Raw genomic sequence first — 21,903 nt, 5'->3', positions numbered from 1 at the left:
AGACCATATAAATAGGCTGCGATATCTGCCGCCTCAGCCTCGCTAATTGGCATTGGCGGCATGGAAGAGCCCTCCTTCACGGAAGGTGCGTTGCGGATGAAGGCCGCCAATACGTCCGGCCGGTTCGGCAATTGGCCAGCTATCAAGCCGACATCGTCGAAGCCATCAAGCGATGGTCCCAAGCGCCCGGATGGCCAGTCCAGCCCGGGAATTTCGTGGCAAGATCCACAGCCTGCGCGCTTGATTGCTATTAAGCCGCGATCCTTCGGTCCGATAGCCGGCTCTCGCCGCGTCTCGACCGGGTCCTTGCATGCGGCAAGCGCTGCACAAGCGGCTAAGGCTACGCCGGCCACGATGGCTTTCCAATTCCGATGCTCCACACTCCCCATTCCCATGGGAACCGGACAATTGCATGCTTCGTTCCCGCCAGACGATGCTTTTCCGCTCTAACCTGTCCGTCGCCGCCTTTGCTATGGCGCTGGCGTCATGCACTCCTGCCCCGATCGACGATCCATTCGACGACACCGGCGAATTGATTGCCTTATCAGGCGGGGACGCGGGTCCGCAGGCCGCTTGCCACACTTGTCATGGGCTGGACGGCGGCGGCGACGGAGCGTTGGTGCCGAGAATAGCGGGCATGGATACGGGATATCTTGTGCGGCAGCTGGGCTTTTACGCGGACGGCCAACGTAGCCATCCCCAAATGACTTGGCTTGCAGGCCGTCTAAATTCCGAGGAGCGGTTGGCTGTGTCAGCCTATTACGCGGCCATGGACTTTCCCGAGGGCATGGAGGGAAGCACGACTTTGACTGAACCCTCGTGCGAAATTGCGAAAGCATACGAGATCTACCATGCAGGCTTACCCGAACGCGCTCTATCGTCCTGCGCATCTTGCCATGGGGAAACCGGTCTGGGCTTGGGTGGCGGCAATCCACCCCTGGTTGGTCAAAGCGCTGCGTACCACGCCGAACAATTGCGCCGCTGGCGAAACGGTGAGCGATACGGCGATGCACTCAACGTCATGCACGATACGGCCAGCAAATTGCGAGAGGACGAGATCAGCCCACTCGCGGCGTATATTGCTTATGGTCCGGAGCCGTCTCGTCGTCTCGAATTTCCGGTAGAATGCCTCTGACCGTATCATCGCGATCCCAGAAATGATGTTTCAACGCCGCTATTACATGCAGCGGCACCAGCAATGCGAGGCCGATAACGCCGAGGACATGAAGGCTTTCGGCCCAGTCGAGCACTTGATACTGCCACGCAGGGGAGAGCGAATGAAAGGGCATCGGCGGTATCGCGACCAATCCGGCAAGACGCAGAGGCTGCACCGGCTGTATCGCAGACCACATCGCCCATCCGCTCAGCGGAAGTAACGCGAACAAGCCATAAAAGAGGTACTGGGTGATGTGCGCTGCCGTGCTCTGCCAGCCGGGCGCATCAGCGTCATTGACCGGATCAGGGACAAAAAGCCGCCAAGCGAACCTCAAAATGGCAAAAAACAGGATGGTCAGCCCCAGCTCGCTATGCAATTCGTAGGTGGCAAGCTTGCTGGCGCCTACGGGATAGCGCGACATCATCCACCCTGAGCCTAGCTGAAAGAGCACCAGCCCCGCCATTATCCAGTGAAACCAGACACCGACCGGAGAATACTTCCCATGCTCGGTATAACTGACCGCCCATCTGCGGATCAGGTCATGTAGCCTCATGCGGGCGCTCTGCTACCAAGCGATCGATAGAGTATCGTCAAGGCTGCGATTAAATAAACCAGGCTCGCCGGGGCCCACATAACGATACCCGCAATCTGCTGATCCTCTATTGGCGAGAGATCCCACAAGCGGGTCGTTAGCCAATGTGGCGCATAATACGCACGGTGCGCGAAGGTAAGTAGCGCGCCAAGTGCCCCCATTGCGACCATCGTCGCCAACAGTCCTGTCGCGGCAGCTGGTGCCGGCGATCGAATTACCTTGACCCACCATGCTGCTGCCGTAGCGACGATGCTGATTTGCATAAGCCAGAAAACCGCGTGGCTACTCATCGCAAGCTCGTACAATGGAGGTGCATGCCAGGCCCAGAATATGATGGCATGTACCGCAGTCCATACGGTCAACGTCCCGGGCAAGCTCTTGTCCTCGAGCCGAAAGGCCGCAATGAGCAGTGGGGCGAAGACCGCTGCGAGTATGACATCGTGAATGATGCGGACTGTGAACAATGCGGACCCGAGCGCGCAGAAGGGGCTGATGTAGAGAAAGCAGAAGACGGCTAGGAGTGCGTATGTCGGCGTGGTTCTCAGACTTTCGCGTTGCCAATATGCGACCCCGGTCACGACCAGAAGGCAAGCAATCAATTCGGGTGCGAAATTCCAATGGGTCAACCAGCCCCCAGGATCTGGAGCTTTTCCGCAATAGGGCAACCAATCGTGCAGCAGCCGTCTCCCGTGAACGTGTGGTTCGGTCAGCAATTAAATGATCACAACACCTATTGGTGTCCTGCAAACCGACGAAATGAGCAGAAAGCGATCGCAACCTAGGATGAAATACGCTCGGACAGAACTTAGGGTCCCGAGGGCATGTAGGTAGACCAAAATCGGTGAAGTGCATTTGCTCTGGTCATACCCGTGAGCCAGGTGAAGGTCGGCTTTGGCTAGAATCGCATCAGAAGCGGACTGTCCGCTTCCGGCCCATTTCCTGCCATTCCGCCACTCTTCCACAGCTAATACGTGATCGAGTGTAGGCATATCCAACCTGCTCAAAATGGCTCAGCCGCCAATTGCATTTCACGCAACGGCAGCTTCGCGCCCTCATTCCCGCCATCCCAACCCCTTTGCCGATCACCCGAAAGCGGACATCGCTTTGCTGAAGCTCGAATGATGGCAAAGTTGGACGGTGCCGACAGTCCGGATTTAGAAGGCGATTGCGGTCAGCAGACGTTCGTACAGGTGGATCAAATCATCTCAGCAATGCGCCATTGTTGTTATCGGCATCAAAAGATTGCAACGACTTCAACATCCAAAAGGCGTGGCGGGTCAGTGTCTGCGAATTTAGGAGCGGCCTCTACAGCCGGAGCCATTTCGCGTGCCATACGCGCTATCGTGCCATACGCGCTATTAGGTGGAAAGAGGTGAAGGCCGCTGTAAAGGCGACGGACATGACCCAAACATCGCTGCGCGATCAGTTGGCCCAATAGACATATTCCTGATCCTTCTTCCACGGCGCATTGAGCGGAACGTCGATCCGGATCGCACCTTCGAGCAGGCCGGGCCAGAGCGGCTTGGGAAGTCCGGCATTTTGAGCTGCAATCAACTTGCGCAGTTCCGCCACGCGCGCGGGATCCTTGGCGGCCAGATTGACTTGCTCGGTCGGATCGATGGCGAGGTTGAACAGCCAGACCTTGTCAGGCCGCTTTGAAACCTGCAATTTCCAATCGCCTGCGCGCACCACGCGGTAGTCGCCAGAGCGCCAGAAGGTGATTTCGCGCTTCGGCCCGGCCGCCAGCAGGTTGAAGCTGTCCATCTTGCGATCTCCTGGCACGTTCGCACCGGTTGCCGCGGCGATGGTCGCAAACATGTCGAGGTGCTGGGCGACATCGTTGCGGACCGTGCCCGGCGCGATCTTGCCCGGCCAGCGCATCATCATCGGCACATGGATGCCGCCTTCGAAGAAAGTTCCTTTGTAACCGCGATAGGGCGTGTTGTGATCCTTGATGCCGGTATACCAGGCGCCGCCATTGTCGCTTGTGAAGATCACAAGAGTATTCTCGTCGAGCCCCGTGTCCTTCAGCTTTTGCATCACATCGCCGATCCGCCGGTCGAGCTGGCGGATCATCGCGCCATAGACGCGCTGGGTATGGTCCTTGATCTGCGGTAGCGCATCATAGTCACTTTTGAGCGCCTGCAGCGGGGTGTGCGGCGCATTATAGGCCAAGTACATGAAAAAAGGCCGGTTCTTGTTGGCCTCGATCGCGGCCAGCGCATTGTCGGTAAAATAGTCCGTCAGATGGCCCTTTGGGCGAAACCGCTGACTGTTTCCCCAATAGACGGCATGGGGCAGGTTCGCCCATAGGAAGCGGTCGATTGGATCCCATGGCAGCTTCGCGTTGACGACCTGGGGGTCTTCTTCGGCCATGAACAGATCTCCGCCCGAACGCATGCAAAGACTTTCGTCAAATCCCTGCGATGTTGGCCGTAATGGTTCGGCCTCGCCCAGATGCCACTTGCCGATATGGATATTGTGATAGCCCTTGGCCTTCAGCGCCTCGGGCAGCATGATTTCCGCATTGGGCACACCCATGTCGGCATAGGCAGGCAGATCGCGGTTCAGCTCTTCATGATAGATCGGTGGATAGGGTGAATCGCCACCACTATGAGCCAGGTTTGAAGCAAAGGCGGCTGGAACGGCGGTAAATTCAAAACCGAAACGCGTCGGATAACGCCCCGTCATCAAGGCCGCGCGCGACGGCGAACAGGTGGCATTGGCAGCATAGCCGTTGGCAAAGCTGACACCCTGCCTGGCTATTGAATCGATATTGGGGGTCGGCACAGCGCCACCAGCAACACCGCCGCCGTAAAGCGAGATGTCGTTCATCCCCAGATCGTCGGCGACAATCAGGATGACATTGGGCGGACGCTCGCCTGAAGGTGCCACCGCAGGACCCTGCGCCCAGCTGATCGGGCGATTCTCTGCAATGGGTTCCCGCCATTCGCCGATAATGCCGGGAAGGTAGATTTTATACTGCTGAAAACCCAGATAGCCAGCGCCGACCAGCAGCGCCAAAGCCCCGATCCATTTCAGCTTTTTCATGCAAGAATCTCCGGCTGGTGTAGACTCGATTGCCGCACTGACAGCCACAGAAACAGCAGAATTGCCGGCAGCGAAATCAGGCTGGCATAATGTTCGGGTGGGTGGTGGCCGTTAACGGGGAGGTGCTTCACCCAGCCTGACCAGCTGAGCAACAGGCGTTCGATCAGGCTGACCAACAGGAACAGCGGCACAAGCGCCCGGTAACGGAGCGCCACGATCAACGTGACGATCCCGTGCGCGATTTGCGTGGCCCCCGCCCAGGCGAACATCCCGAAAATCATTGTTGGATTGTGGCTCAGGTCCAGCCCCGCAATGGTGCCCGCGCCGCCATCGGGCAGGAAGCTGTGGATCATGCCCGGCACGATCCAGGCGACCCCGTAAAAGGCGAGAAACCAGGCTGCATAGCGCGAGCCGTGATACTGATCACTGGTACTCGGCGGTAGGAAGGCGCTCATCCCGCAAGGCTCAAAAGCGCGAGATGCGCCAATGCCGCGATCAATGCCAGCACCAGCGCCACCGTCACGCGCGGGCTGAGATAGAACGACACCACCCGCTGCGCCGGGAAGGAAAAGGTCGCAAGCGTACCGCGCAGCTTGTCCGGATGGCCCTCCATGAAGGCCGGGTCCATCACCAGCTTCATCATGTCGCGCCGACTGCGGTAACGCATCAGCCCGAAAATCGTCCAGCCTGGATCAGGTTCTGTGTTCCAGGCATCGACATAGCCGCCCACTTTGCGACCGACCATGCCGGGGTGACCGCCATTGTGCAACAGCACCGGCATAAAGCGTTTGGAATAGCGTTTGAGCAGGTCAAAGCCTTGAACCATCTGCCCGGTCTTCGGGTCTGCCACCTGCTCCATTTGCGCCTTGACCAGGTTCAGCATTACGAACTCGCGGCCGTCATCGGCTTCCAGAAATGCGCGCATGACCTCGGGGCTGTTTCCTGTGCCTTCGAACCGTCCGGCCATTTGCGCAAGAAACGCATCAATCTCCGCAGGCTTCAGCGGGCCGGACCAATTATCATACCAGAGCCTAAATGCTCCATAGGCCAGCAGGGCCGCGCCCCAGATGATCAAGACAGCCATGGTTTAGCTCTCCCTCTTCTTGGAGCGCTCGGCATCGCGCTGCGCCTTTGCTGCCGCTTGACAGGCTGGTGACGTTTCTCTGATGTTCTTGATGAGACAGGCGCGAACCTTTTCGCGGCTAAAGGTACCCAATTCTGCAGAGCAAAATTGGCGGATGTCCGGCATGCATGCCTCGCGCACATTGTCCTGCGCCGACAGCGGTGCGGCAGATAGCAGCAGTGCCGTTGCCGCCAAAATCATCACCGGTTTTGACATTCTATCCTCTTCCAACAGCTCAGCGGAATGTTATTGGCATTAATTGTGCCAAAATATATTTGCAATCGCTTTTGTCGCTTGCACCATTTCCTGATTGCCGCAAAACACAGGCTTATGACCAACGGATCGCAAAAACTGGCATCACGCTCGACAGCACAACTGGCTGATGGTCGCCGCGAACGCAGCCGCTCGAGCCGCTCGAAGATCGTCGCCGCCTTGCTCGATCTGGTCGGCAAGGGCGATGTCTCTCCCAGCGCCGCCAAGGTGGCCGAGGTCGCCGGGGTGGGGCTGCGCTCGGTGTTTCGGCATTTCGAGGACATGGACGCGCTCTACCGCGAAATGGGCGAAGTGATCGAGGCAGGGATCCTGCCGATCCTGCTCCAGCCGCCGATCGGTGCGACCTGGAAGGACAAGATCTTCGACCTGGCCGAGCGCCGGGCCAAGGTCTTCGAAACGATCATGCCTTACCGCATTTCAGGCAATCTCAGGCGATTTGAATCGCCCTATCTGATGCAAGATTACCGGCGAATGCTGCGCCTTGAGAGCGAATCGATCGAGGCGCATTTGCCGCAGGCAGTCCGGGCCGATACTGCTGGCGCGCGCGGACTGAACGTGATCCTCAGCTTCCAGACCTGGCGGCTGCTGCGGCATGATCAGGAACTGCCGGTTGAAGAGGCGAAGGCTGTCGTGCGGCGTTTGCTGGGCGATGCCATGGCCGGAATGCTGGACGATTGATGCAGCGTCTCGCGGTTGTAGTTGCTCTGGCGTTGCTACTGACTGCATGCGGAGATGCAAGCGCTCCGCCGAGCGCATCGTGCGCCGGTCTGCCAGACAGCAAAATGGTCTGGGTGCCCGGCGGCAGCTTCGTAATGGGCGATGATTCGCATTATCCCGAGGAAGGGCCGCCGCGCAGCGTCACCGTCAAGGGATTCTGGATCGACGCACATGAAGTGACCAACGCCGAATTCGCAGCCTTTGTGAAGGCGACCGGTTACAAGACCATGGCCGAGCGAAATCCGCCCAAGCTTCCCGGCGCACCGCCCGAGATGCTGGTCCCTGGGTCTGCGGTGTTTAACATTCCGTCACAAGAGGAACCGCGCTGGTGGCGCTGGATCGCTGGCGCACAATGGCGGCATCCTGCGGGGGTGCAGGAAAGCATTGCCGGGCGAGACCGCAAACCCGTTGTCCAGATCGCCTGGCAGGATGCAGAGGCCTATGCGCAATGGGCGGGCAAGCAATTGCCGAGCGAGGAGCAATGGGAGTATGCCGCGCGCGGCGGCGCGGCGGCGCTGCCGGAGCCGGTTGATGCGAAAGGCCAGCCGCAAGCCAATTACTATCAAGGCATCTTTCCGGTCAAAAATCTGAACACCGACGGCTACGTCGGCCGCGCGCCGGTGGGCTGTTTCAAGCCGAACGGCTTCGGTCTCTACGATATGATCGGCAATGTCTGGGAATGGACCAGTGCCCAAGGATCACGCGCCGACGCCAGCGAACCGGTCAACGTCATCAAAGGCGGCTCATACCTGTGCGCTGCCAATTATTGCGCCCGCTATCGCCCCGCCGCGCGGCAGTTCCAGGAACGCGGGCTGGGCACCGACCATATCGGGTTCCGGCTGATAGACGGGACGAAGGCTGGGCCTGCTTCTTGACCTGTCTTTGGTAATATGGCACTTATAGTGCCAATAATATCAATCTTAGGGGAGACCTAGTGAAAGTCCTACGCACGCCCGATAGCGCCTTTGCGGCTATCCGCGATTTCCCCTTTGCGCCGCACTACCTGGAGATCACCGATCCCGATGAAGGCACCAAGCTGCGCGTGCACTATGTCGATGAAGGGCCGCGCGATGCGCCGGTGGTGCTGATGATGCATGGTGAGCCGAGCTGGTGCTATCTTTATCGCCATATGATCGGCCCAGTGGTTGCGGCCGGATTTCGCGTGGTTGCGCCCGACCTGATCGGCTTTGGCAAATCGGACAAGCCAACGAAAAAGACTGACTACAGCTATGCTCGCCACGTCGGCTGGATGCGCCAGTGGATCGAAGCGCTGGACCTGACGCGGATGACGCTGGTTTGCCAGGACTGGGGCTCGCTGATCGGCCTGCGCCTTGTCGCGGAAATGCCTGATCGGTTTGCAGGCGTGGCGCTGTCGAATGGCGGCCTGCCCGAAGGCGGCAGCCCGCCGCGCGCCTTTGCGATCTGGCGGGCGTTCTCCAAATGGAGTCCCGTCTTCCCGATCGGCCGCATCGTCAACGTAGGGGCCAAACGCGCGCTCAGCTCTGCGGAAATCGCAGCTTATGATGCACCGTTCCCGGACAGCAGCTACAAAGCCGGTGCTCGGATATTCCCCAGCTTCGTCCCGTTTGAAAACAATGTCGCGATTCCCGACCAGAAGCGCGCGTGGCAGGTGTTCGAGCAATGGCACAAGCCGTTCCTGTGCTGCTTCAGCGATGGCGATCCGGTGACCCGCGGCGGCGAAGCCCGGTTCATCGGCCGCGTTCCCGGCACCAAGGGCCAGCCGCATTGCACCTTGCACGGCGGCCATTTCATCCAGGAGAACGATCCGCAAGGTTTCGTCGATTGCATCCTGAAAGTAGCCAAGCTTTGAAGGTCCTGCGCACCCCTGATGCCGCTTTCGCCGACCTCACGGATTATCCCTTCGCGCCGCATTACCTTGAGGTTGAGGTGCCAAGCGCACCGCCTATGCGCCTGCACTACTTGGATGAAGGGCCAAGACACGCCGCGCCGATCCTTTTGCTCCATGGGGAGCCGACCTGGTCCTATCTCTATCGCAAATTCGTACCCCCGCTCGCCGCGGCTGGCCACCGCGTGCTGGCACCCGACCTGATCGGGTTCGGCAAATCAGACAAGCCCGCTGAGGGCGCCGACTATAGCTATGAACGCCATGTCGCCTGGATGAGTGACTGGCTGACTAAGCTTGATCTGCGCGATATCACGCTGTTCTGTCAGGATTGGGGTGGGTTGATCGGGCTACGACTGGTCGCGGCTTTCCCCGATCGCTTTGCCCGGCTGGTGATTTCAAACACCTACCTGCCAGAGGGCGAAAGCATTGGCTCAGGGTTCGATGCCTGGCGCACATTCAGTCAGGCCACTCCCGAATTCAAGACCGGCCGGATCGTCGATGGCGGCTGCGTTCGCGGACTCAGCAGCTCCGAGGTGGCCGCGTATGATGCACCTTTTCCTGACGAAAACTATCAGGCGGGCGCGCGCCAGTTTCCCGTGCTGGTGCCGGTAACGCCGGAACACGCATCGGTCGCGGAAAACCAAGCGGCATGGGCGGTGTTGGAAAGCTTCACAAAGCCGGTGGTCACTTGCTTTGGCGAACAGGACAAGGTGCTTGGGCATCTCGATGCCGAAATTCAGCGGCGGATCCCCGGAGCCAAGGGTCAGCCGCATTGCCGGATCGAGGCCAGCCATTTCTGTCAGGAAGATCAGCCCGAGCGGCTTGTCGACCTGATCCTCAAGTTTATCGCTGCACAGGAGCCCTGAATGAAAGTCACCAACCTGGTCCACCCCAGCCCCGAACAAGCCAAGGCCTTTTTCGGCGGCGCTGAAGACGGGCCGATGTGTATGGTCAACCTGCTCAAGTTCAAGGACAAGGCCACCTATGCTGACGGGTCCGAGCCGGAGCTTCCGGGGCGCGATGCTTATCTGCGCTATGGCGCGGGGGTCCAGGCCTGCCTCGCCGCTGTTGGTGGCAAGGCGCGGTTCTCCGGTATGGTCACCGACCTGATGCTGGGTGAGGTGGAAGAGCTGTGGGACATGGTCGCGATCGCCGAATACCCCTCGCGTGCGGCAATGCTTAAGATGGTTCAGTCGCCTGAATATCAGGCGATCACCAAGCACCGCGATGCCGGGCTTGCAGGCCAGCTCAATATACGCACAAAGGCGATCGGCTGATGACCTTCACCTACGACCTCTATTGGTCTTTTCGCTCACCCTACAGCTATTTCGTGATGAAGCGGCTGGTCGAGCTGGAGCGTGATTATGACGTCGCTTGCAACGTCCGCGTCGTCTATCCCATCGCGGTTCGCCAGCCCGATTTCTTCGACAATAACGATCCGCTCTGGATCCAGTATTTCATGCGCGACATCTTCCGCTGTGCTGAGTTTCTGGAGATTCCGTTCTCCTGGCCAAGCCCCGATCCGGTGGTGATGGACATGGCGACGCGAAAGTATCCCAAGGAACAGCCCTATATCTACCGCCTCACCCAGCTTGGTCAGGCTGCGACTGAAGCGGGCAAGGGCCTAGCGTTCCTCGATGAAGTGAGCCGCACCATCTGGGGCGGCGAAGTGAAGGGCTGGCATGAGGGCGATCACCTCGCCAAAGCCGCTGAGCGCGCGGGCCTCAACTTGGCCGAGCTCGACGCCAAAATCGCCACTGACCCCGATCATTACGACAAGGCGATCAAGGCATCGCAAGATGCCCAGCGCGAAGGCGGTCATTATGGCGTCCCTCTGATGGTGTTCGATGGAGAACCGTTTTTCGGGCAGGACCGGTTTGATCAGATGAAGTGGCGGATGGAGCAAAAGGGACTAGCGATACGGTGACCGAAGTTCTTCACAATAGGGCACGCCCTGCCGCCGAGGGATGAACTCGGCCCGCAAAGTTTAGCTTGGCGATGCCCTTCGCCGTCGTCTGCGCCACCAGATCAAGGCCGCAATTGCTATCACCAGTACCGCAGCAACTGGCCACAGCTTGAGCAACCGCGGTATCAGCAAAGTCCGCAAGGCATTGGCGGTAATCTGGCTAGGCGCCGTGTAGCCTTCGGGCATCGGCAGCACCTTGTTTGCCTTGGCAAAGGCGACATAATCGTCCTGCATAACGGCAAAGCGTTTCGGATCGGAGCGCGACAAATCATTGGTCTCTCCCGGATCTGCGGTGATATTGTAAAGCCGCCATCGGCCATCACCATAGGGCGGCAGGTTTTTGACCAGCTTGTAATCGCCCTTGAACAGCACAGCGTTGCCCGACAATTCATACCCCAATGGCCGATCCGTAGGATGGACAGTGGATGCAGTGCCCGTGAGCATTGGCGATAGGTTCAACCCGATCATTGGCTCGACGCGACGTCCGGCAAAGCTGCCTTGCTGCGGTGCGACCCCGGCGAACGCCAGCAAAGTAGGCGACATATCGGTGACATGCGCAAAGCCTGCCGCAACGCTGCCGCCCTTGATCGCCGGGTTGCCCGGCCAGGCTATGATCATCGGCACACGCAAGCCCCCTTCGCTCGCGGTAAACTTGTATCCGCGCAGCGGCGAGACGGAAGCACTGGCAAAGCCTGCGCCTTGTGCGGTCAGCGAACCCGGGCGTCCCTGTTGGGCGATGCTTTGATCATATTGAAGATTGGTGTTCCAGCGCGCGAATGCACTCATCGCCATCGGGTCCGTAGCTTCGGCACCATTGTCAGAAAGAAAGACGAAGATTGTATTTTCATATGCGCCGATGGCCTTCAGATGCGCGATCAACCGGCCGATTTCGCGGTCCATCGCCGTGCCCATGCCAGCATAGGCCGCCATCGCCCCTGCGCGCTGCCGCCGTTCCAGTGGCGACAATTTTGACCAGTCTCCGCTTGTGTCCATGGTCCCCATTGCAACACCCCCGGGCATCACGCCCTTGGCAATCGCAGCGGCGCGGCGTTCGTTGCGCAGCGCGGTCCAGCCCGCCGTGTAGCGCTCGGCATAAGCCGCTATGTCAGCATCGGGTGCCTGCACCGGAATATGGTTCGCGATGAAATTGACCGATGCCAGAAAGGGCTTTCCGCTCGACCTGCCGCTGTCGATATAGCTGATCATCTTATCGATAATGAGGGTCGAGGAGTAGAAGCGCGTGGGCAGTTTCGCCGGCTTTCCATCCTCACTCCATTCGGTCTTGTCATAAATCAGCAGGTTGGGTTTATCTTCAAAATTGTCGGCGCCCGATTGTGCGAGCGCGAGAGCGTGATCATAGCCGCGCGCGGTGGGCAAGGTATCGGGCGTGTGGCCCAAATGCCATTTCCCGGTCAGATAGGTGCGGTAGCCGCCAGCACGCAGCTGGTCAGCAATCGTCACTACGCGGTTGTTGAGTTGCGCTTCATAGCCGGGCCTACCCAAATGTTCCGGCGGGATTGTCTCTGGCATATTGCCAAGGCCAGCGCGGTGGTTGATCACCCCCGTCTGCAGCATCGCCCGCGTGGGAGAGCAGGATCCTGCCACATGGAAGTTCGAAAAGCGCACGCCCGTGGCAGCAAGCGCGTCGATATTGGGCGTCGCAATCTCGCCGCCAAACGCCCCGACATCAGTAAACCCCCAATCATCTGCAAGGAGGATGACGATATTGGGGCGCTTCGTCGCCGTGGCCTGGGCGCCGAGCGTGAAAGGGTTCAGCAACGCCAAGGCGGCCAAGGCGGTCGCCGGACACTTCATCCTCATTACCTCAGCAGAGCGTCGAGACACCCCGCCTCCGCCAGCAGCGGATCGACCTTCGCCCGCGCCGCGCTGTCCAGTGCCGCGTATCGCGCGCGCAAATCCGCCAGACATTTGACCTGATATTTGAACACGCCCTGCGTGTACGGCAGGCCCATGGCGGTGATGCTGAAGGTCTCTTTGCCCGCTTCGATCGCGGCAGCGTTGGCGAGGAGGAAGGGCATGTAGATTTCGCCCACCTGTTTCAGCCAGGCGGTGATGATCGGCGCAAAGGGCGCGTCCGCCGCATCCCATTCGCCTTCGATCCCCGACATATCGTCGATATGGAGCAGCCAGCGATAGCTATAGGGATAGTTCTTGCGCATCATCGCCTGCGCGGTCGGGTCAACGCCGAGCTGTGACAATTGCCCGTACATGCCGAATTCGGCGAGGCTGGGGCGGGTGCCGAACAGGAAGTGGCGGTCAACCACATGCGCCTCAAGCGCGTCGAGCAATGCGTGGGTCGAGGCCTCGATCAGCGGGAAATTTTCCTGCGTGCAGCCGACAATCGCCATCCGCCCGACCTGCCGCGCGCGGAATTGTTCGGCAAAGCCCTGGCTCTGCTGCAGCCCGCCGCCCTTCATCGCATCGAACGCCAGCCAGCGGCTCATCTGGATCTGGTCCACCTCCTCCAGCCAGCGATAGCCGAACATCGCCTTGGTCACCCACTCATCGGCAAAGTCTTCGATCAGGTGCGCGATAAAGGCGCACGCGGGATCAGGCGGGACAACCGATCGTTCGGCGTGCCGCGCCTCCAGATCATAGATCAGCGGCGTTGAATCATTGTGGAAGTTGCCATCGGGATATTCCATCACCGGGATGACAGGAGCCCTGACCTTGGTCAGCGCCTCGCGCGAGTCCGGCCCGTGGACCCAAAGATGCGGGATGCGGCGATAACGCATCAGCGCGCGGATTTTCATCGAATAGGGCGAACCGAGTGCGCCGTTGATTGTGTACATTGGGGTGGTGCCTTGTTTCATTTTGTCGCGGGTCAACTGCGCCATGCTTTTGATGCCCTTGGCCTCCAGACCCGCGATGACGACATTGCTTACCATCATACGTATCGCGAAATAATGACACCATCAATGCCATATTGTCCGCTAGGCGGCATCAAGCCACCTCTTCGCCAAAATCTGGAGCATTCAAGGCATGGGATGAGCACCGCAAATCCCAATCGCATATATTGACAGTATGTCATTAATGACATTATGTCATTTGTTATGATGCCCACCTTAGAAAGCCGCTCCGGCACAAAGCGCGAGCGAACCCGCGATCAGTTGCTGATTTCCGCCCAAGCCCTGTTGATGGAAGCGGACGCGGCAGCACTTGGCCTTCGTCAGATCACCGCCCATGCCGGTCTGGTGCATGCGAGCTTCTACAATTACTATCCCGACGTGGCCGCGCTGATCGGCGATCTGGGCGAGTTGCTTGGCGCCACGCACGCGGCGGCGATGGCGATACACGGAAATGACCGTGACGACCCGGCCGCGCGTTTTGCGCGGATCACCCGTCAGACCTTACGGATCGTGGCCGAGCAGCCCGGCTTCGGAAGGTTGATGTTTGACGTTGGCTTGCCGTCTGACCGGTTGGGCGCCGAGTTGCGGTTGCGGTTGAAAATGGACATTGAAGAGGGCGTCGCGCGTGGTCTCTTCACGGTGGCTGACGTCGATCTTGCTACCTCGATAGTCGCAGGCGCAATTACGGGGCTGGCACTCGATCTGCATCGGGGCACCTTGGGTTTCGCCAAGATTGATCCGGCAACCGCCCAGCTTCTGACATATTTGGGTCTCGATGCAGCCGAAGCGAAGCGGCTGGCGCATGCGGCCTTTGATTTTCCGCCCCCACCCGAATTGCCGATGCGCTGGCTGGCGCTGCCTCCATCCCCGCAATCACAAACAGGAGACATGCGATGAAGCGCACAGCGAGCCGGGGCGTCGTGATCGACAAGGGCTCGCCGGATTTTGACGCGGCGCTGCTCGGCACCAGCTTCAATGCGCAAGACCCGGGTCGCCGTCCCGATCGGATCGTGCAGGTCAATGACGTTGAAGAGGTCATCGCAGCCGTGAAGCGCGCGCATGATGAAGGCCTGACAATCGGCATCTGTTCGGGCGGGCATAGCTGGGCGCAAAACCACATCCGCGATGGCGGGATGCTGCTCGAAATGTCGCGATTGAACGGCATTGCCATCAACGAAGCTGACGACACCGCGGTCATCGGCCCGGGCTGCCTTGCGGGTGAACTCAATGCCGCGCTGGCCAAGCGCCGCCTCTTCTTTCCTGTCGCGCATGCCTATACTGTCGGCATGGGCGGCTTCCTGCTGCAAGGCGGCTTTGGCTGGAACAGTCGGGCGTCGGGGCTTGCGTGCCAGAGCGTCATCGGCATCGATGTCGTTCTCGCCGATGGCACCTTGGTGCATGCCAGCGAACAGGAAAATCCGGAATTACTCTGGGCCGCGCGGGGCGCTGGGCCAGGCTTTTTCGGTGTCGTGGTTCGCTTCCATCTGAAGCTCCACCGCCGACCCAAATTTGTCGGCTTGAAGCTGCAGATTTTCCGCATGCGCCATCTGGAAGAGGTGATGGCCTGGGCAGATAAAGCGGGACCGGATGTGTCCCCTTCGGTCGAATTCCAGCTGGTGTTCAACCGGCGGGCGACCGGAATCTTTGCGCATGGGATCGAAGTCCTGGCCCCGGTGCTTACCGATCGCTGGAGCGACGCGCGCGAGGCGGTAGCGTTCATCGACAGGAGCCCGCTGCGCAAAAAGGCCAGCCTGACCCTGCCGCTGATGCCAATGTCGCTCAACATGATGATGAAGACCGGCGAAAAGATGCTGTTTCTGCCCAACACCCGCTGGACCGCCGACAGCATGTGGATGAATGATCCGATCGATCCGATGCTGCCCGCGCTCCGCAAGATTGCAGACAGTCAGCCGACCGCACCCAGCCATGCCTTATGGCTCAACTGGAACGCACCGCCGTCGCGACCCGACATGGCCTTCTCACTTGAAGCGCGCACCTATCTCGCGCTTTATGGCGGGCTGCGCGGCAAGGCGGGGGCACCCGCCGATGAAGGCTGGGCGACCGACCATATGCGGGCCTTGCAAGCGTACAGTGTCGGCATTCAGCTCGCTGATGAAAACCTGGGGCGCAGGCCGATGCCGTTCATGGCCCCAGCCAATCTGGAACGGCTGGACGCATTGCGCGCCAAGTTTGATCCCGAAGGCCGGTTCAATGCTTATATGGGGCGTGTATCATGAAAAGCAGTAAGCCGATTGCAGGGCGCTATCTGGGCTATCGCGAGGCAGATCGCGCCGCGCCCTATGCCCGGTTCTTCAACCCAGAGCTTGCCCCGCTGGCACCGCATGTGTGCGCCGCGCTTGATCGAGGCGGGGTGCCGGACATTCTGCTGCCGGACATCGATCAGGCGACTACCAACCTGTTTGGCGGAGAGGCTGTGCTGGAAGACGGCTTTGTGCTGACCAGCGACGGCGGCATGCGAGTCAGCGTGCGCTCCGCCATGCCGAGCGTCACCCCGGCGATGGTCGATTGGTGGTTCGGCTGGCACGGCGATGCTGCGTCTAAGTATAAGCTGTGGCATCCGCAGGCGCATGTGCATGTCGGCTGGCGCGAAACGCCGCCCGCTGGCGCCAGCGGCCGCGTGCTCTATGTCGGGCAGACGTCAATCGTTGACGAATATATCGGTAGCGATCTGATCCGCGGCGCGATTCGCTTTGTGCCGCCCGCGACGCTTGGTTTCACTGACAAGAGTCTGGACGACGACCAACAGGCCACCATCATCTGCGCCCAGATCGGCCTTGGCGACGCCCCGATCGACATCGGCTATCTGGCGCACCATGTCCGCGCGGTTCCCGGAGGCAGCGAGATGCGGTCGCGCTTCTGGATGGGCGGCAGGCACGTCGCAGGGCGCAACCTCATTGGTGGTATGGCCGCAGTCGTTGCCAAGCGTGTGCTGAGTGTAACGGAAAGTGATGCCCGTGCGCTGCTCGTCCACTGCGCGCAGGAGATGCCGCATCTGGCATCCTTCCTGCCGGAGCTGTTCGGCGAATTCAAAGACGCCGAATAGCTCGTTAGAGCCACTACGGGGTAATTCGGCCGCCAATGCTGGCCGTTCGCCCGCCGCAGAAACCGCCTGAACGTATGGCTGATTCCAGCGAGATCCTTTGAACTCGTTAAGAGCCGATTTGTTGGCGGTTGACGACACCAGCGCTGTGTCGGATACATAATAATTCAGCGTTGCTTCTTCGCCGAGGTCGCGGTGAAATTGGGGTCCTTGTTCGCCACCCAATCGACAAATTTGCGCACGCTGGGGTTGGCCAGAAGGCCCTCCACATCCATCCCATGGCGCTGCAGTTCGGAATTGGTGAAATTGGCGATCAGCGTCTGCTGGCAAAGGGGGTGCGTGGGCACAACATCTCGCCCGCCCCGGCTCTTGGGCACGGGATGATGCCAGACAATGGCCTTGCCAGTCGGCCGACCGCATAACCAGCAGGGTACCGCCGGCGCCGGAGCCTCCTCCTCGCTATGCAAGTGGCCATAGGGATCGTGTTTCGAATGTCTGCGGGCCATGCGTCTGCCTCAATTTGCGCGGCCCGCCTCTAGCGGGTGGGGTCAGAATTACCACACCAGCCTTTCCTGCCTGGGAGTTCGCCATCGCATCGACCATTGTGCAGCACGCGGGTTGGGCGTGATAGCTGACGCGCCTTCTGCATGACGCTATGGGACCTGACATGCACATGCTTCCGCGCGAATCCCATGAGCCTCTGCACGTGGCAGCCCTGTACCGCTTCACTCGGTTCGAGAATTGCGAGGGTTTGAAAGCGCCACTTGAGCGCCTGTGCCGTGAGCAACGGGTTCGCGGCACGTTGCTTCTTGCCCCTGAGGGCATCAACGGCACGATTGCCGGACCGTCTGAAGGGATCACCAGAGTCCTGGAGGCCATTCGCGCCCTGCCGGACTGCGCTGAACTCGACGTCAAACTGTCGGGCGCATCGGCGATGCCGTTTCATCGCATGAAGGTACGCCTAAAGCGCGAGATCGTGACGATGGGCCAGCCCGAGATTGATCCTCGGGCGAGCGCCGGAACCTACGTCGAGCCGCAGGAATGGAACGCCCTGATCGCGGACCCCGACACCATCGTGATCGACACACGCAACGACTACGAGGTGGCAGTGGGAATGTTCGAAGGCGCGATCGATCCGCAGACAACGAGCTTCCGCGATTTCCCGGCATGGTTTCGCCACGAGCGCGAAAGGCTGCTGGGCCCCGATTACATCAAGGGGGGAAAGCCTGCGAGGGTCGCGATGTTCTGCACCGGCGGGGTTCGCTGCGAGAAGTCCACTGCCTTCCTGAAGCAGGAGGGCGTCGACGAGGTCTTCCACCTCAAGGGCGGAATCCTGAAGTACCTGGAGACGGTTCCCGCGGAAGCGAGCCTTTGGCGGGGGGAGTGCTTCGTGTTCGACCAGCGGGTAACGATCGGCCACGGTCTCGCCCAGAGCACTTACACACTTTGCCACGCCTGCCGGCGCCCGGTCAGTGCAGGTGACGCTGCATCACCACTCTACGAAGCGGGGGTAAGTTGCCCTGCGTGCCATTCCGAGAGGAGCGAACAGCAGCGTGCGTCCTGCCGCGAACGCCACCGCCAGGAACTGCTCGCGGCCGCGCAGGGTCGCGCTCACATCGGCGCAGTTCAGATAAAGCTGCATGATGGTCACACCGACTGATCCGGTTCTCTACAGTTTTCGGCGCTGCCCATACGCGATGCGGGCGCGGCTGGCGCTGGCGGTGAGCGGAACGCGCGGTGAACTGCGCGAGGTCAAGCTTTCAGCCAAGCCCCAGGCGATGTTGGACGCCTCGACCAAGGGGACCGTTCCCGTGCTCGTCCTGCCAGGCGGAGCAGTGTTGGATGAGAGCCTCGACATCATGCGCTGGGCCCTCGCGAACCGGGATCCCGAAGGCTGGCTGGCGCGGGACGACGCGGAGCTGATCGCGATGAACGATGGCCCGTTCAAACGTGACCTCGACTGCTACAAGTATCCCGAGTATTGCAGCGCGGACGCGCGCGCGCATCGCGAAAGTGGCCTGGCGTTCCTGCGCGAGATTGACGGACGCCTGGCCGGTGTGGGCCAGCTATGCGGGCCTGCCCGCGGGCTGACGGACGCTGCGATTATGCCTTTCGTGCGGCAGTTCGCAGCCGTCGACCGGCAATGGTTCAGCGCTCTACCGTTGCCGCATCTCCAGGGCTGGCTGGCCGGTCACCTGGCCTCCGGACTGTTCGCGACGATCATGGCGCGGGCAACCACCTGGTCGCCGGATGATTCCCCGCTTGCCGTCACGCTGCCTCAGCTCAGTCCAGGCGATTGGCGCTCCTGACAACGAGCAGATGATCGGTCGGCAGCTTTCGGGGCGTTTGTTCGCCGGTTGGAATTACCGGAATGTTGGCGGGAGCGGCCTACTGACCGGAAACCTAAGAATGGCGGCTGTCCCCCAATCATTTCCTGAAACCTGCCAGTCCGCAATCGGCCCAGTTCCTGCCATTCCTGCACCATATCCACAGCAATCGATGGGCCGGGTGTAGGTATATCGAACCTCCTCATGGTCGTACGGCCGCGTATTGCAAAAATCTGAACGGAATTTGTTCGTTTTATCTTAAGCGATTTGTTCTGAACTCATGCGTAAGCATATCGATTTCCATTACGATGCAACCTCTGTCCACGTGGACCTTTTTTATAGTTGCGTCGAATTGCAACCCTTCAATCTGTAGCAAGGTATATAGTGGCCGTCCGACACAGGACGAAAGGGTTGTCGCAGGAAGATTGGAAGGGTGCGAAAGTATGACCCTTCTGCCATCGATCCAGCACCGGCCTTTGCGCAATTCGAGCGAGCACTCGAGCGTTCCTCTCATCCAATAGAACCGCCCCGCGGAAAACGGGAGAGAGCCATCGACCGATGTGAAGGGTTGATCACCATCGTCATTGAAGAGCAACGGCAGTTCGTCCGGGCTGATGCCAGCGAGCTCGAGAACATGGGCGGCAAGACCTGTGATCTTTCTTCGACGAGATCCCGATTCGTCAACTGTCAGGGCAGCGACATTGCGATCATGTTCGCGAAGGTCGAAGTCAATCGCCTCGATCAGCTCTTCGATATCGGAAGCAATCCGCCTCGATCGGGTTGTCGAAAAATCGTGATCGAGGCGAAGAAACTCGGCATGCAGCATAAGGCCGTCATGAGACCCTTCCGCGAAATCCATCCGTTCTAAGGAAGCTTTCGGCCTCTTTGCAAACCGGGGCAGGAGTTTGCTGTAGGTATCGACCCAGATCTGATCGTACATCGCCGCGTCCGCGAGCATCAGTCCGATGGATCGGGCAAGCGATGCCTCAATCGCGCGCTCGTCCGGATGGGACTGGGGATCTATCGGAATGAGCAGCCGAGGTCCGGATCCAGATGCCTGCTGGAAGTCGAGCACACTTAGGGCTATATTTGTGAACCTGCGACCGCCTGCCAGTTCTATGGGGAAGGACTGTTCGAAACCCATCCGACGCAAGACTTTGCGGAAAGTATGCTCGTGCCATTGAGTGTTTGCCCAAAACGCGCGCCACCTCATCTGATCGTTAGTCAATACGATCTTCTGGACACGGTCCGACTGCATCGATGTTGGTGAGTTGGACATAATAGCACCTCTACCGGCAAGAACTTACAACCGGTTATAGGATGCTCGCGTTAAGCAGCCCAAGCATCTTCAAGCTCAGCATTCGTGATGTCCGCTTCGCGCCCCATCTCTTTCATTAGCCTAACCGGCCACGGCTCCCGAAAACGGACATAGCCGTCAGGCTTCAGCGACATTCGCTTCATGGGCATTCTGGTCGGCCCCGAGATGTCAGAGATCGGGGTAGATAGCTGCCACCCTCACGATCAACGCCACCCGTAACCTTCGGCCCCATCAAGTTCGGGAAGCTTAGAAAGGATGTCCTTAAGGTCAGCCTTGGTCCTCGCCGCACTTGGTCCCACGCATCCTTCCTGCAGCACGAAGTATCCGCTTTTACCACTCGCGTCTTCGAAACCAACGTTGATGACGCCCTGACTGTGGCTGATGAAGCCGCAGCCTCTAGGGAACATTATTGGCTCGTCCTTTGCTAGTTCCGGTGGGCGATAGACGCTAAGCCTCGTCCGCAGCTCTTTAAAAAGCCGTTCGCTTACGTGCTCGGTGTCCAGCGTGTGAGTGATCAATTCGGATCGTTCTTTGGACCGGTCGACGTCGTATCTTTCGACGCGCAGAGTGTGATCTGGCTTGATTACGATAGATATTTGATCCGGAGGATCACCTTGCGCTTGCCAGAGTGTAACGGATATCTCCTCGTCGGGATAAACTTTAGCCGGACGAAGCGCACCGTCTCCAATATCCGACCGCAAGGCAGCTTCAGGCGGGCTACAAGAGCAGAGAGCCAGCAACAGAAGATAGGGCAGCCTCATCAAGTTATGTGATCATAGGCAGCCAGAGTCCGCAAGGGAGTCGTTAGCGATCAGTCCGGTTTTGGCCGGGTCGGCGGGATAGCTGCCGGTCTGCCTTCGGCGCGGGCACCAGATCGATCGAACGTCCAATATTGAGGTGGTTTTGCGACCGTTAACTTCTAGGTCGGGATAGCCGAAAAACGGCCATTCTTTGCGGGATGGCCTCGCAAAAATATTCCAATTTCGTGAAAGCTACCATCTTCCCGAAACCGCAGCGACAACATTAAACAGGAATATCATCGCTGCGGGTTGGGCGCTTCTGCCGGCGCTGATGGGTGTCACCATTAAGCGGTTTTGAAGCAGCAAACCTACTGGAAACCTTCTACGACAAAAGCGTTAGAATAGAAATTTGAAAGCAAATATTATGCAGATTAGATCGCGAACCCTATCTTCCGTTATTCTGGCATGCGCTGCGCTTGCTAGCGCTAGCTGTGATCGGAGCGGTTCAATTGATCCTGCCACAAATCAAGCAGACTTGATTCCAGAATCAGGTAAACTTCTAGGCACTTGGCAAGTTTCGCGAATAAATGACAAAAATATCGCTGTCATGCCACCTATCAGCCTAAACTTAAAAGAAGCTGAACTAGAGGCGATATCTGGCTGTATAACATGGGTTTGGGAGATTGAGCGATCCTCCTCCACAGTGCTTGTCAATAATATGGTCCCTATACCGGTCTGTGAGCGTGGCCGGACGCCGGAAGAACTGGCGTTTCTCGATATCATGAAAGCTGGCCCTAAGATTATGAACAAAGATGGAGACCTTCTTATTGTCGGAGAGGAAG

Annotated in this window: 23 protein-coding genes and 1 pseudogene; 12 read left to right on the top strand and 12 right to left on the bottom strand. The window is 59.3% G+C overall.

Going from position 1 to position 21,903, the window contains the following annotated elements; all coding sequences use genetic code 11:
- A pseudogene (locus P8R33_RS14575) lies at positions 1-182 on the bottom strand (c-type cytochrome); the annotation flags it as partial.
- Between the two features lie 230 nt (positions 183-412).
- On the opposite strand from P8R33_RS14575, the gene P8R33_RS14570 reads away from it, so the two are divergent.
- Positions 413-1,135, top strand: a complete 723-nt coding sequence (locus P8R33_RS14570; RefSeq protein WP_224801992.1) for a c-type cytochrome — start codon at positions 413-415, stop codon at positions 1,133-1,135.
- On the opposite strand, the gene P8R33_RS14565 is transcribed toward P8R33_RS14570, so the two are convergent.
- The 6 genes from P8R33_RS14565 to P8R33_RS14540 form a co-directional block, all read right to left on the bottom strand.
- Positions 1,059-1,709 carry a cytochrome b gene (locus P8R33_RS14565; protein WP_224801991.1) on the bottom strand — a complete coding sequence of 217 codons (651 nt, stop codon included), beginning with the start codon at positions 1,707-1,709 and terminating at the stop codon, positions 1,059-1,061. The genes P8R33_RS14570 and P8R33_RS14565 overlap by 77 nt on opposite strands.
- A complete protein-coding gene (locus P8R33_RS14560) occupies positions 1,706-2,326 on the bottom strand; it encodes a cytochrome c oxidase assembly protein (protein ID WP_224801990.1) in 621 nt (206 codons plus the stop codon). The genes P8R33_RS14565 and P8R33_RS14560 overlap by 4 nt, the downstream gene beginning before the upstream one ends.
- An 844-nt stretch (positions 2,327-3,170) precedes the next feature.
- Positions 3,171-4,799: a sulfatase-like hydrolase/transferase gene (locus tag P8R33_RS14555; protein WP_278329687.1), complete on the bottom strand. Its 1,629-nt coding sequence runs from the start codon at positions 4,797-4,799 to the stop codon at positions 3,171-3,173.
- Positions 4,796-5,254, bottom strand: coding sequence for a hypothetical protein (locus P8R33_RS14550; RefSeq protein ID WP_230832775.1), 459 nt, complete (start codon positions 5,252-5,254; stop codon positions 4,796-4,798). Before P8R33_RS14550 ends, P8R33_RS14555 begins: the two co-directional genes overlap by 4 nt.
- A complete protein-coding gene (locus P8R33_RS14545; RefSeq protein WP_230832774.1) occupies positions 5,251-5,883 on the bottom strand; it encodes a hypothetical protein in 633 nt (210 codons plus the stop codon). The genes P8R33_RS14550 and P8R33_RS14545 overlap by 4 nt, the downstream gene beginning before the upstream one ends.
- Positions 5,884-5,886: 3 nt before the next feature.
- On the bottom strand, positions 5,887-6,138 hold the full coding sequence (locus P8R33_RS14540; protein ID WP_230832773.1) for a hypothetical protein: 252 nt from the start codon (positions 6,136-6,138) through the stop codon (positions 5,887-5,889).
- A gap of 114 nt (positions 6,139-6,252) precedes the next feature.
- On the opposite strand from P8R33_RS14540, the gene P8R33_RS14535 reads away from it, so the two are divergent.
- Genes P8R33_RS14535 through P8R33_RS14510 form a run of 6 tightly spaced genes read left to right on the top strand, consistent with a single transcriptional unit; the run spans position 6,253 to position 10,706 of the window.
- Positions 6,253-6,873: a TetR/AcrR family transcriptional regulator gene (locus P8R33_RS14535; RefSeq protein WP_230832772.1), complete on the top strand. Its 621-nt coding sequence runs from the start codon at positions 6,253-6,255 to the stop codon at positions 6,871-6,873.
- Positions 6,873-7,787 (top strand): formylglycine-generating enzyme family protein, encoded by a 915-nt coding sequence (locus P8R33_RS14530; RefSeq protein WP_413775940.1) that lies wholly within the window; start codon positions 6,873-6,875, stop codon positions 7,785-7,787. The genes P8R33_RS14535 and P8R33_RS14530 overlap by 1 nt, the downstream gene beginning before the upstream one ends.
- A gap of 59 nt (positions 7,788-7,846) precedes the next feature.
- Positions 7,847-8,743, top strand: coding sequence for a haloalkane dehalogenase (locus P8R33_RS14525; RefSeq protein WP_230832770.1), 897 nt, complete (start codon positions 7,847-7,849; stop codon positions 8,741-8,743).
- Entirely contained in the window at positions 8,740-9,645 is a 906-nt protein-coding gene (locus P8R33_RS14520; protein WP_230832769.1) for a haloalkane dehalogenase, read from the top strand. Before P8R33_RS14525 ends, P8R33_RS14520 begins: the two co-directional genes overlap by 4 nt.
- Entirely contained in the window at positions 9,646-10,056 is a 411-nt protein-coding gene (locus P8R33_RS14515) for a DUF1330 domain-containing protein (RefSeq protein WP_230832768.1), read from the top strand.
- Complete coding sequence (locus P8R33_RS14510) at positions 10,056-10,706, top strand: 2-hydroxychromene-2-carboxylate isomerase (protein WP_230832767.1); 651 nt, start codon at positions 10,056-10,058, stop codon at positions 10,704-10,706. Before P8R33_RS14515 ends, P8R33_RS14510 begins: the two co-directional genes overlap by 1 nt.
- A gap of 60 nt (positions 10,707-10,766) precedes the next feature.
- On the opposite strand, the gene P8R33_RS14505 is transcribed toward P8R33_RS14510, so the two are convergent.
- Both P8R33_RS14505 and P8R33_RS14500 read right to left on the bottom strand, forming a co-directional pair.
- Positions 10,767-12,539, bottom strand: a complete 1,773-nt coding sequence (locus P8R33_RS14505) for an arylsulfatase (protein WP_278329686.1) — start codon at positions 12,537-12,539, stop codon at positions 10,767-10,769.
- A gap of 26 nt (positions 12,540-12,565) precedes the next feature.
- Positions 12,566-13,558: a glutathione S-transferase N-terminal domain-containing protein gene (locus tag P8R33_RS14500; RefSeq protein ID WP_230832765.1), complete on the bottom strand. Its 993-nt coding sequence runs from the start codon at positions 13,556-13,558 to the stop codon at positions 12,566-12,568.
- 261 nt (positions 13,559-13,819) lie between these two features.
- Between P8R33_RS14500 and P8R33_RS14495 the strand changes: the two genes are divergently transcribed.
- From P8R33_RS14495 to P8R33_RS14485, 3 genes are read left to right on the top strand one after another with little or no spacing between them, the layout of a single operon-like run.
- The gene (locus P8R33_RS14495) at positions 13,820-14,512 is read left to right on the top strand and encodes a TetR/AcrR family transcriptional regulator (protein WP_230832764.1); all 693 of its coding nucleotides are present in this window, start codon (positions 13,820-13,822) and stop codon (positions 14,510-14,512) included.
- On the top strand, positions 14,509-15,852 hold the full coding sequence (locus P8R33_RS14490; RefSeq protein ID WP_230832763.1) for an FAD-binding oxidoreductase: 1,344 nt from the start codon (positions 14,509-14,511) through the stop codon (positions 15,850-15,852). Before P8R33_RS14495 ends, P8R33_RS14490 begins: the two co-directional genes overlap by 4 nt.
- Complete coding sequence (locus P8R33_RS14485; RefSeq protein ID WP_230832762.1) at positions 15,849-16,679, top strand: DAPG hydrolase family protein; 831 nt, start codon at positions 15,849-15,851, stop codon at positions 16,677-16,679. Before P8R33_RS14490 ends, P8R33_RS14485 begins: the two co-directional genes overlap by 4 nt.
- A gap of 164 nt (positions 16,680-16,843) precedes the next feature.
- Here P8R33_RS14485 and P8R33_RS14480 read toward each other — a convergent pair whose 3' ends face one another.
- A complete protein-coding gene (locus tag P8R33_RS14480) occupies positions 16,844-17,182 on the bottom strand; it encodes a hypothetical protein (RefSeq protein ID WP_230832761.1) in 339 nt (112 codons plus the stop codon).
- Between the two features lie 161 nt (positions 17,183-17,343).
- On the opposite strand from P8R33_RS14480, the gene trhO reads away from it, so the two are divergent.
- The gene (gene trhO, locus P8R33_RS14475) at positions 17,344-18,336 is read left to right on the top strand and encodes an oxygen-dependent tRNA uridine(34) hydroxylase TrhO (protein WP_413775937.1); all 993 of its coding nucleotides are present in this window, start codon (positions 17,344-17,346) and stop codon (positions 18,334-18,336) included.
- The gene (locus P8R33_RS14470; RefSeq protein WP_413775939.1) at positions 18,320-18,985 is read left to right on the top strand and encodes a glutathione S-transferase; all 666 of its coding nucleotides are present in this window, start codon (positions 18,320-18,322) and stop codon (positions 18,983-18,985) included. The genes trhO and P8R33_RS14470 overlap by 17 nt, the downstream gene beginning before the upstream one ends.
- Positions 18,986-19,256: 271 nt before the next feature.
- Here the strand turns inward: P8R33_RS14470 and P8R33_RS14465 are convergent, their stop codons facing one another.
- Together P8R33_RS14465 and P8R33_RS14460 are read right to left on the bottom strand one after the other, a co-directional pair.
- Positions 19,257-20,147, bottom strand: a complete 891-nt coding sequence (locus P8R33_RS14465) for a hypothetical protein (protein WP_278329684.1) — start codon at positions 20,145-20,147, stop codon at positions 19,257-19,259.
- A 377-nt stretch (positions 20,148-20,524) separates the two neighbouring features.
- Positions 20,525-21,082, bottom strand: coding sequence for a hypothetical protein (locus P8R33_RS14460; protein ID WP_278329683.1), 558 nt, complete (start codon positions 21,080-21,082; stop codon positions 20,525-20,527).
- Positions 21,083-21,903: the final 821 nt, after the last annotated feature.

Origin of the sequence: Qipengyuania flavescens, from assembly GCF_029688735.1 — a bacterium.
Lineage (GTDB): Bacteria > Pseudomonadota > Alphaproteobacteria > Sphingomonadales > Sphingomonadaceae > Qipengyuania.
The sequence above is the reverse complement of the archived record's forward strand: the minus strand, read 5'-3'. Positions and strand labels throughout refer to the sequence as shown.

Bases quoted from the DNA above. Each gene is read 5' to 3' on its own strand.
- P8R33_RS14570 (WP_224801992.1), top strand. From the start codon at position 413: ATGCTTCGTTCCCGCCAGACGATGCTTTTCCGCTCTAACCTGTCCGTC.
- P8R33_RS14565 (WP_224801991.1), bottom strand. From the start codon at position 1,709: ATGAGGCTACATGACCTGATCCGCAGATGGGCGGTCAGTTATACCGAG.
- P8R33_RS14555 (WP_278329687.1), bottom strand. From the start codon at position 4,799: ATGAAAAAGCTGAAATGGATCGGGGCTTTGGCGCTGCTGGTCGGCGCT.
- P8R33_RS14550 (WP_230832775.1), bottom strand. From the start codon at position 5,254: ATGAGCGCCTTCCTACCGCCGAGTACCAGTGATCAGTATCACGGCTCG.
- P8R33_RS14545 (WP_230832774.1), bottom strand. From the start codon at position 5,883: ATGGCTGTCTTGATCATCTGGGGCGCGGCCCTGCTGGCCTATGGAGCA.
- P8R33_RS14540 (WP_230832773.1), bottom strand. From the start codon at position 6,138: ATGTCAAAACCGGTGATGATTTTGGCGGCAACGGCACTGCTGCTATCT.
- P8R33_RS14535 (WP_230832772.1), top strand. From the start codon at position 6,253: ATGACCAACGGATCGCAAAAACTGGCATCACGCTCGACAGCACAACTG.
- P8R33_RS14530 (WP_413775940.1), top strand. From the start codon at position 6,873: ATGCAGCGTCTCGCGGTTGTAGTTGCTCTGGCGTTGCTACTGACTGCA.
- P8R33_RS14515 (WP_230832768.1), top strand. From the start codon at position 9,646: ATGAAAGTCACCAACCTGGTCCACCCCAGCCCCGAACAAGCCAAGGCC.
- P8R33_RS14510 (WP_230832767.1), top strand. From the start codon at position 10,056: ATGACCTTCACCTACGACCTCTATTGGTCTTTTCGCTCACCCTACAGC.
- P8R33_RS14500 (WP_230832765.1), bottom strand. From the start codon at position 13,558: ATGTACACAATCAACGGCGCACTCGGTTCGCCCTATTCGATGAAAATC.
- P8R33_RS14495 (WP_230832764.1), top strand. From the start codon at position 13,820: ATGATGCCCACCTTAGAAAGCCGCTCCGGCACAAAGCGCGAGCGAACC.
- P8R33_RS14490 (WP_230832763.1), top strand. From the start codon at position 14,509: ATGAAGCGCACAGCGAGCCGGGGCGTCGTGATCGACAAGGGCTCGCCG.
- P8R33_RS14485 (WP_230832762.1), top strand. From the start codon at position 15,849: ATGAAAAGCAGTAAGCCGATTGCAGGGCGCTATCTGGGCTATCGCGAG.
- P8R33_RS14480 (WP_230832761.1), bottom strand. From the start codon at position 17,182: ATGGCCCGCAGACATTCGAAACACGATCCCTATGGCCACTTGCATAGC.
- trhO (WP_413775937.1), top strand. From the start codon at position 17,344: ATGCACATGCTTCCGCGCGAATCCCATGAGCCTCTGCACGTGGCAGCC.
- P8R33_RS14470 (WP_413775939.1), top strand. From the start codon at position 18,320: ATGGTCACACCGACTGATCCGGTTCTCTACAGTTTTCGGCGCTGCCCA.
- P8R33_RS14465 (WP_278329684.1), bottom strand. From the start codon at position 20,147: ATGGGTTTCGAACAGTCCTTCCCCATAGAACTGGCAGGCGGTCGCAGG.
- P8R33_RS14460 (WP_278329683.1), bottom strand. From the start codon at position 21,082: ATGAGGCTGCCCTATCTTCTGTTGCTGGCTCTCTGCTCTTGTAGCCCG.